Origin of the sequence: Rhodococcus baikonurensis, assembly GCF_040489275.1 — a bacterium.
Lineage (GTDB): Bacteria > Actinomycetota > Actinomycetes > Mycobacteriales > Mycobacteriaceae > Rhodococcus_F > Rhodococcus_F baikonurensis.
In genome coordinates this window covers 365,327-373,836 of record NZ_JBEUOQ010000007.1, presented here as the reverse complement: position 1 = coordinate 373,836, position 8,510 = coordinate 365,327, and the positions used below count along the sequence as shown (strand labels likewise).

7 protein-coding genes are annotated in these 8,510 nt (G+C 61.6%); all 7 read left to right on the top strand.

From position 1 onward, the window contains the following. The first annotated feature begins 156 nt into the window (after positions 1-156). Positions 157-918, top strand: coding sequence for a hypothetical protein (locus ABWI03_RS19165; RefSeq protein ID WP_197941459.1), 762 nt, complete (start codon positions 157-159; stop codon positions 916-918). Beyond that, positions 918-1,466: an MACPF domain-containing protein gene (locus ABWI03_RS19160; RefSeq protein ID WP_351647253.1), complete on the top strand. Its 549-nt coding sequence runs from the start codon at positions 918-920 to the stop codon at positions 1,464-1,466. The genes ABWI03_RS19165 and ABWI03_RS19160 overlap by 1 nt, the downstream gene beginning before the upstream one ends. 43 nt (positions 1,467-1,509) lie before the next feature. Continuing rightward, complete coding sequence (locus ABWI03_RS19155; RefSeq protein WP_353798769.1) at positions 1,510-1,974, top strand: hypothetical protein; 465 nt, start codon at positions 1,510-1,512, stop codon at positions 1,972-1,974. Then, on the top strand, positions 1,974-2,438 hold the full coding sequence (locus ABWI03_RS19150; RefSeq protein ID WP_351641377.1) for a hypothetical protein: 465 nt from the start codon (positions 1,974-1,976) through the stop codon (positions 2,436-2,438). Before ABWI03_RS19155 ends, ABWI03_RS19150 begins: the two co-directional genes overlap by 1 nt. Before the next feature lie 9 nt (positions 2,439-2,447). Further along, the gene (locus ABWI03_RS19145) at positions 2,448-2,969 is read left to right on the top strand and encodes a hypothetical protein (protein WP_197941455.1); all 522 of its coding nucleotides are present in this window, start codon (positions 2,448-2,450) and stop codon (positions 2,967-2,969) included. 63 nt (positions 2,970-3,032) lie between these two features. Beyond that, on the top strand, positions 3,033-3,542 hold the full coding sequence (locus ABWI03_RS19140; protein WP_353802311.1) for a hypothetical protein: 510 nt from the start codon (positions 3,033-3,035) through the stop codon (positions 3,540-3,542). Positions 3,543-3,643: 101 nt separating this feature from the next. Next, the gene (locus ABWI03_RS19135) at positions 3,644-8,506 is read left to right on the top strand and encodes a hypothetical protein (protein ID WP_353798771.1); all 4,863 of its coding nucleotides are present in this window, start codon (positions 3,644-3,646) and stop codon (positions 8,504-8,506) included. Positions 8,507-8,510 lie beyond the last annotated feature (4 nt).

Sequence of the window (8,510 nt, the reverse complement as noted above, 5' to 3'; positions counted from 1 at the left end):
GGGATCAAGTGTTTCGGTCATCGTCGATCCTTCCCGCCAAGCTCAGCTCGGCGTGTTGAATCAAGGACCGGATCCACCGTTATTCAGACAGTCCCTGTGAGATGGCGGGCACCAATTCTGGTGCCCGCCATACCCGTATCTATAGAAGGGCATGTTGTGAGCGGACCGTGTGAGTGGCCGGTGAAGTCGTCGGCGAAGGAATGGACTGACGCCACGGACGACGAGAAGGTGACACCGAGTGCATTGGCGACGAACATCTTGTGGGCGTTGACCGGTCGTGTGTTTGGACTGTGTGAGGTGACGGTGCGCCCATGCTTCAGTCCCACTGACTATTCGACGTACCGCGGGCGGTCGGGTTCGGGCGCCGACTGGTTCCCGGGACTGGTGTCGGGTTCGTGGATGCCAGGTTCGTGCGGCTGCGCTGACGGATGTAATCACCCATCCGAGGTCGCTTTGCCCGGGCCGGTGCATTCGATCGTGCAGGTGATGATCGACGGCGAAATCCTCGACCCGTCGGAGTACCTGATCCGCAACAATCGATGGCTCATCCGCACAAATGTTGGGGTGTGGCCACAGGATCAGAACCTCACCGTCCCCGACGACGCCGTGGGCGCATTCACGGTGACGTACAAACAAGGCATCGAAGTTCCACTTGCCGGGCAGCTGGCGGCCGGTGATCTCGCCGTCGAGTTCCTGCGGGCCCGCAAGGGTGGTACGTGCAAGCTCCCGGATCGGGCACAGCACGTGTCCCGTCAAGGCGTGGATATTCAGTTGGTCGATGCGGCAGTGCTGTTCGAGCAAGGGTTGACTGGCGTTGCGTCGGTTGACCAATGGATCGCCGCCACCAATCCGCACAAGGTGAAGTCTCGGCCACGGGTCTATTCCCCTGATTCGCCGCGCGTAGCGAGGATCCGCTGATGGACGTCTACGGCAAAGCCACCCAACTGCTGAACGAACTGACATCGCGACTCGAATCGACGCGCGCCGGCCAGGTTGAGTACGCGGCAGTGCATACAGGGGACATGGTGCCCGCGTACGGGTGTGAGACGGCATTCGTTCGGCCGGGACAGATCTATCCGACGGTCGCGTTCCCGGCGCCATTGAATCCCGCACAGATCGATGCGTCGCAATCTGTCCTGTACGTGGCAGACCTCGAGGTGGTGGTGTTTCGTTGTTATCGCGGCACGTCAGATAATTCGATGCCTCAATTGCAGGAACTGGATTCGCTCGCACGTGACACTCTCGATGACGCACGAGCGATGATGCGGGCAGTTTCATGTGCATTCGATCGTGGCACACAGTTCTTCTGCGGTCCGTGGATTCCGCGGGGCCCGTCGGGCGGTATCCATGGCGGTTCGATGACGGTCACTGTCGGTGTGGACTTGTGGTGCTCGTGCGATGCGGTGATCCCGGAATTCGATTCCGTATTCGCACCGTTGGATGGCGATCCTCGCATCGAATTGTGATCGGTAGGCACAGTTCAACTGTGTCCGCCGTATGATCTGGTTCATGACCACTGTGCATGTTCGTGCGAATCAGACCACAGTCGATTGGGCGGAGGGCGCCGAGTTCGTGTGCGAGCGCACTCCGTTCGTCGACAACCTCATCAAACACGGAGGACTAACCGAACTCGAGTCGGTTTCCGAGTTCTCCATCGACACCTTCAGGACCGACCCGAGCCAGCCGTACGTGACCTACCGCGACAGCGTTCCCGAAGGCAACGTCGTCGACGCCCAGGACAAGGTTGCGGCTGTGAATGCGGACGTGGACTCCTCGTCCGAGGAACGTCAGGACGCGGAGAAGATCCTCACTGACGCCCAGGCGAATCTCGCCGATACTCAGGCGAATGCCACTGCGGCGCAGGAAAACCTGACTGAGGCACGTACCGATGCCGCCGACACCATTGCCGAGTTGAACACCGAGCTCGACAACGAACCACCGAAGACCACCCGGCCCCGGAGAAAGAGCAGCTAATGCCCTCCCACGTGGTGATGTACCGGGAACGGATGGAGCAAGGCCTCGCGCACGACGCCATGGCGCGGATGAACGACATCGGCCGGCAAGTCGTCAACCACGCGCGCGCTGACTGCCCCGTCGACTCCGGGCAGCTCCGCTCGTCGATCACTCATCACGTGACCCTCGTCGGCCGAACTGCACGGATGCGGGTCGGTTCCCCGCTCGAGCGGGCGAAGTGGATCCATGAGGGCACCGGCATCTACGGCCCGCACAAGAAGCCGATCGTCCCGGTGTCGGCGAAGGCGTTGAAGTTCCCGACGCCCAAGATCTTCGGGCCGATGCCACGCGGCATGTCCCGCAGCCCAGGCGGGTTCGTGTTCGCGAAGTCCGTCAAGGGAATCCCACCGAACCCGTTCCTCACCGAAGCACTGAAGACAGTTCTCGGCACCACCAGCGTCACCATCCGCCCCGTCACCAGCTAAGGAATCCCAATGCCTCCACGCGCACGCAAAACTGCTACCAAGCCTTCACAGGCTGACGGCAACCCCACCGTCGCCGAAGTCGAAGCAGCAGTCGACATCCTCGAAACCCCGGACGTTGAACTCGACAAGCTCGCCGCGGTCAAGGACGACGAGAACCCGATTCCCGAAGAGCTGCAGTTCACTACCAAGGGCCGGACTGCGCCGGCGCGGGACAAGTCGGACTCCGAAGTCCTTTCCGTCGACGGCACAGAGTTGATCGCATTCCGGCCCGAACCAGCAGCGTGGAACCTTCTGATCGGTGCAATGTCGAAGTCCTCCAACGCAGCTGACAAGGCTCACGCGGTGTGGCGTCTCATCACGCACGTCTTCGACGACGCGTCGTTGATGTACATCGAGGATCGGTTGATGGCGCCGGGAGATGATTTCGACCAGGCAATCCTGGAGAAGATTGTCCTCGCACTGATCGATCGTTGGACTCCGCAGTTGAACCGAGCGCAGCGTCGTGAGCTCGCCGGACGCAACCGCCGCTAGGTAGTGGCTGAACCGTGGGGCTCTGACCCCACAGCATGGAAATTGGATGGCCGGGTCATGCACGTGACCCGGCCTCCGCTCGTGCAGTTGGTGAGCCTTTTGATGGCACACAGCCCGATTCACGTTGTCTTCGGAACACTCGAGAATTCAGAAGACGAGAGGTTCTTGTACGAGCAGGTAATGGATTTCGAGTCACCGGTCGGGAACGACTTGCTCAACGACGTTGCCGATCAGCTCGTAGCGGCCTGGTTCGGAATGCCGCGATGGACAGTGCAGGAAATCTGGTGGCGGGTGCTCGGTGCCTGGGCCGAGATCGACGGAGAGCTGCAGATGCGCGGCGTTGATCTGATCTCGCTGCCACCTGCGACGGCAACGAACACAGCGAAATCTGTCCTCACAAAGTGGGTTTCGGGGGACGAGGACAAGCGTGCCGCGTTCTACTCGGACCTCACCACTGAACCGCCTCGCATCTTGCTGAAGTCCCGAACCGACGAATCAACCACCGAAGCGAACGAGGCTGAGGGCTACGACTTCATGGCTGCGCTTGAGTTGGCGAACCAACACCAGCGGTGACTTTCCGCTAAACCCGCCGGGTACAGATACCCTGCATATAGAACTTTGCTGCTGGCTATGGGCCGGGCATCACCACTGTGTGATCCCGAGGAGCCCCCGGCGTGACAGCCCCGTACGCAAAAGCCGTTGTCGAAGCTGAGCTTCGCTGGGGCAATGTCGGCTCTGAGTTCGAGCGTCGTGTCCGTGTCGCTGCGGAGAAAGCAGCGAAAGCAGCGCAGAAGCATTTCGACCGGATCAAACTCGCTGCGAAGGTCGATCTCAAGGCTGATACGGGTCTGTTCGCGCGAGAGACGCGGGAAAAGCTCAAGGCGATGAAGTTCGCCGCAGACGTTTCCTTGCGCGCGGACACGTCCCGATTCCACGCCGACGTGCGAAGAGCAATCCAGAACTTGCCTGAAGCGAACGTCAGGGTAACGCTCGACGCAGGGAGCATCCAGTCGTTTGTCGCTGGGATCGAGGCACGGCTTCGGTCGGCGAGGATTACCGCGCCGGTGTTCTTGGAAGTCGGCAACGAAGCAGCGTTCCGTGCACATTTAGCCTTCCTGACTCGGCCAGTCACGCAGACAGTCAACATCGTTACGACTGGCGGCGGAGCTGGAAGCGGCGGCGCTGCCGGATCCGCACGTGACAACGACCGACTCTCGCGGTCGTTGGGTCGGGTTGCCGTATCAGGGCTAAAAATCGCAGGTATTTCCGCGTTGATCGGCGCTATTGGTGGCGCCGCGGGTATCGCGGCCGGCGCTGTGGGCGCGCTTGTTGCTGGCTTGGGTGCTGTCGGGCTCGCGGGTGTAGCGGGGTTGGCTACGACGTTGGTCGGTATGAAGGGTATCGGCGACGCCTTCTCCGCGTTCAGTGCTGAAACGGAATCCGCCACAGCTGATGCCGAAGCTCAGGCGAAGAAGGTCGCTTCCGCAGGCAAGGGCGTCGAGCAGGCGAACCGTGGTGTCGAGCAAGCCAACCGAGGCTTGGAGTCTGCAGAGAAGACCGTCGCGCGTGCGAACAAGGACTCACAGCGAGCGCAGGAAGATCTGTCGCAGGCTCGTGAAGACGCGGTTCGTCAGATCGAGGATCTGAACTTCGCACTCAAGGGCACCGCGATCGACGAACGGGATGCGGAACTGGCTCTTGCTCGCGCGCGTGAGGCGTATGACAAGACGTTCGCTGATCCCGCTGCGTCCGCGCTTGACCGTGCCGATGCTGCCCTCGGAGTCGACAAGGCTCTGCGTCGCCAGGAAGAAACGATGCGGCGCAACGCCGACATCGAGAAAGAAGCGCGGGAAGCGTCTGAGAAGGGTGTCGAGCAGTCCGATCAGGTTGTCGCGGCGAAGGAAAAGGTGATCGACGCCGCGGACCGGGTGAAGGACGCCGAGCAGGGTGTTGCCGACGCTCAAGTGGGTGTGGCGGATGCTCAGCAGGCCGTTGTGGAGGCGCAGGCGGATCTGCAGGAAGCGATGGATTCCACTTCCAGCGCGGCCGACAAGACTGCGCAGGCGTTGGCGAAGTTGTCTCCGAATGCGCGGGCGTTCGTGTTGGCTATGCGCGAACTTGGTCCGGAGTGGGAAGCGGTCCGTAAGTCCGTTCAGGACAACATGTTCGCTGGGCTTGACGTGACATTCACGAACCTGGCAACGACGTCGATGCCGATGCTCAGGGAAGGCATGGGGCAGGTCGGTACTGCGATCAACGGGGCAGCGAAGGAGTTCGCGGCGTTCTGGGGATCGTCAGGTGCACAGGACAGTCTGCGAAATATTTTCGCCGGCACCGCCGATCTGATCACGGCCATGCAGCCAGGATTGGCGGCACTGACAACCGGCATCCTCGACATCGGCAATGCCGCAGCACCGGTGATGGGGCAGCTCGGCGATTCACTGGGCAATCTGATGGGCAGTATCGGTGAGGCCTTCACCGAGGCTTTCGCCGACGGATCGTTGACGGAGCTCATCGGTCACTTCTCGACGATGATGGATGGCCTCGGCGGCGGCTTGAACGCGTTGCTCGGTGGGCTCATCGATTTCGGGAACATCGTCGGACCTGTTCTCGGGCCGCTGTTGCAGACGTTCGGTGAGTCGATCGCGATGCTCGCACCGTCACTGGGGGCGTTGGGGGTCTCGTTCGGGAATGCGCTGATCGAGATCCTCCCGACATTGTCGGAGTTCATCTCCTCGCTCGCTGACGGTCTGGCACCGGTTATGCCGGTGATCGCGGACTTGCTGAAATCGCTCGGTGCAGCGCTCACTCCGCTGATTCCGCCGCTGTCCCGGATTCTGCAGACCGTCGGCACTGCGCTCGTGGGCGCGATTGATGCCCTCGCGCCGGCTATCGGTCCACTCGGTGAAGCGTTCGCTTCGCTGGTCGATGCGCTTGCGCCGATACTTCCCATGGCCGCGGAAGTGATTTCCGTTCTGGTGCAGGCCCTTGCGCCTGCGCTGAAGACGATCTTCGATGCACTCGGACCGGTCATCAAGCAGTGGCTTGACGGGATGAAGCCGGTGCTCGAGCAGTTGGCACCGATCCTCGCTGAAGTGGCAATGCAGTTGGGGCAGGCGATTGCAGATGCGTTGATCCAGTTGATGCCGGTCCTTCCGACGTTGATCGATTCGTTCTCGCAGATCGTGTTGGCGATCGCTCCGTTCATTCCGCAGTTGGTTCAGATCGCGGCGGATTTGTTGCCGAAGTTGATCGACGTCATCGTGTGGTTGGTCAACACGATTCTCCCTCCGTTGACGAAGGCCATTGTCTGGATCGCCGAGCACGTCTTACCGCTCGTGATCGAAGGGATCCGGAACTTCGCTCAGACCTGGGGCGACAAGCTCACACAGGCCAAAGATGCGATGCAGAAAGCGAAAGACTTCCTGTCCGATCGATTCGAGGACGTCAAATCAGCGCTGACGAGCCTGAAGGAATTCTTCAGCACGGTCGTCGACACCATCGGAAACATCTGGGAAGGACTGAAGGAGAAGGCTGCCGGTCCTATCAACTGGATCATCGACAACGTCATCAACGGTGCCCTGAAGACGGCGTGGAACGCGGTCGCGAGTGTGATCCCAGGGCTCGATCAGTGGGATGGCGTGGCTCGGATCGAAACGCCCAGTGCCGGTAAGGCTCCTGGTGGCATGAACCTCGTGCAGCGGTACGCCACGGGCGGTCATGTTCTTGGAGCCGGTGGTCCGACCGACGACCGCATTCCCGCGATGCTGTCCAACGGTGAGTTCGTCATGCGGGCCTCGGCGGTGAACACCATCGGCGTCGACAACCTCAAGATGCTGAACAGCAATCCCCAGGTCGCCAAGGGGAAGGTGCTCACTGAGGGGATGTTCACCGGCATCCGCATGAAGGTCGGCGGATCGGTTGACGAGGCTGTCGCTCGAGCTAAGGGCTTCATGCAGCACGAGCACGGAAAGCCGTACCAGTACGGCGGCATCGGCGATCCTTCATGGGACTGCTCGGGACTCTGGTCGGGCATTGTCAACGAGTTGTCCGGGCGCCCAGCCACTTCGGGACGTCTGTTCAATACGGAGTCCGACTTCGAGTCGATGGGCTGGAAGCCAGGCCTGAACGGGCGTGTGACAGTCGGCATCATGCGCGGCGGCGGCGGCGAGAACTCACACATGGCCGGCACCATCGACGGCAAGAACGCGGAGTCGTCCGGCGACAACGGCGTTCAGTGGGGTGGCGCTGCCCGCGGTTCGGACAACTCGATGTTCGGACTGCAATACACCCTGCAGGAACTCGCAGGACAGTTCTCCAGTGGAGGGTCCGGCGGCGGCATCGGCCGGGCGATCCGCAGCGTCCTGAACACCGTCTACAAGCCCGCAGCCGCCGCATTCGACCTGGCAACCTCGACCATCGGATCGGGAATCCCGGATTTCGGGCCGTCGATGATGGGGCAACTACCGAAATCGATGTTCAACGGCATCACGGCGGCAATGAAGAATGCTGTCCAAGGCGCCATGAACGCTCAAGCAAGCACCGAGTCCGGTAGCGCATCGTTCGAACCGGGCGCGGGTGCTGAGCAGTGGCGTCAGATGATGATCGATGCCTACAAGAACCAGGGCTACGATCCGACACCCGAGAAGATCGATGCCTGGGTTCGGCAGATTCACACAGAATCCGGTGGTGACCCGAACATCGCTCAGCAGATCGTCGATGTGAATGGAACGGGCGAAGCTGCCGGTGTCGGTCTGGGGCAGATGATTCCGACAACGTGGCAGGCATACCGTGACCCCGCACTGCCGGACAACCGCCGCGACCCGTGGGCAATGACGAACGCCATGGCGCGGTACGGCGAACAGAAATACGGCGATAGCCTGCTCGGCGTTATCGGCCACGGACACGGCTACGACCAGGGCGGTATCGCGAACGGTATCGGTCTGATGCCGAAGTTCACGTTGCAGCCTGAGCGGGTCCTCTCTCCTGAGATGACAGCTGATTTCGAGCGGTTGATCTCGGTGCTCGAGCGGCCGGACTTCATCGACGTGCTCCGTCAGATCACGAGCGATGCGGTGACGAACGCGGCGACAGCGGCATCGGTGTCGAGCGGTGTGACTGCTCCTGCGCCGGAAGTGAGTATCGCGGCATCTGCGTCGGGTCCGCCAACGGCGTTCGATCCGAACAACACCGGCTATGACGACACGTACTACAACGACACCGTCGCTCGCGGTGGCGTTGAGGGCGCGAATGCGTGGCTCGCGCGGCAGGACTTCGGGCCACAGATTCGCACGTGGGGGATCAACGCGCTCAAGGAGATCGGCGGCGAGTTCGCATCACCGCTCGGGCTGGAACGTCGGTGGGGTGAGGCAGTCGATCAGGGCGCCGCGAACGCGATGCGCGCCGCCAACAGCGGTGGAGGCGACACCTACAACATCACGCAGGAATTCCACGGCTACAACGGCACACCGCAACAGTTCGCCGCCGAGATGGAACGCGCTGCCCGCCAGGGTCTCGCGACGCTGACGCCGGTCTAGGGGA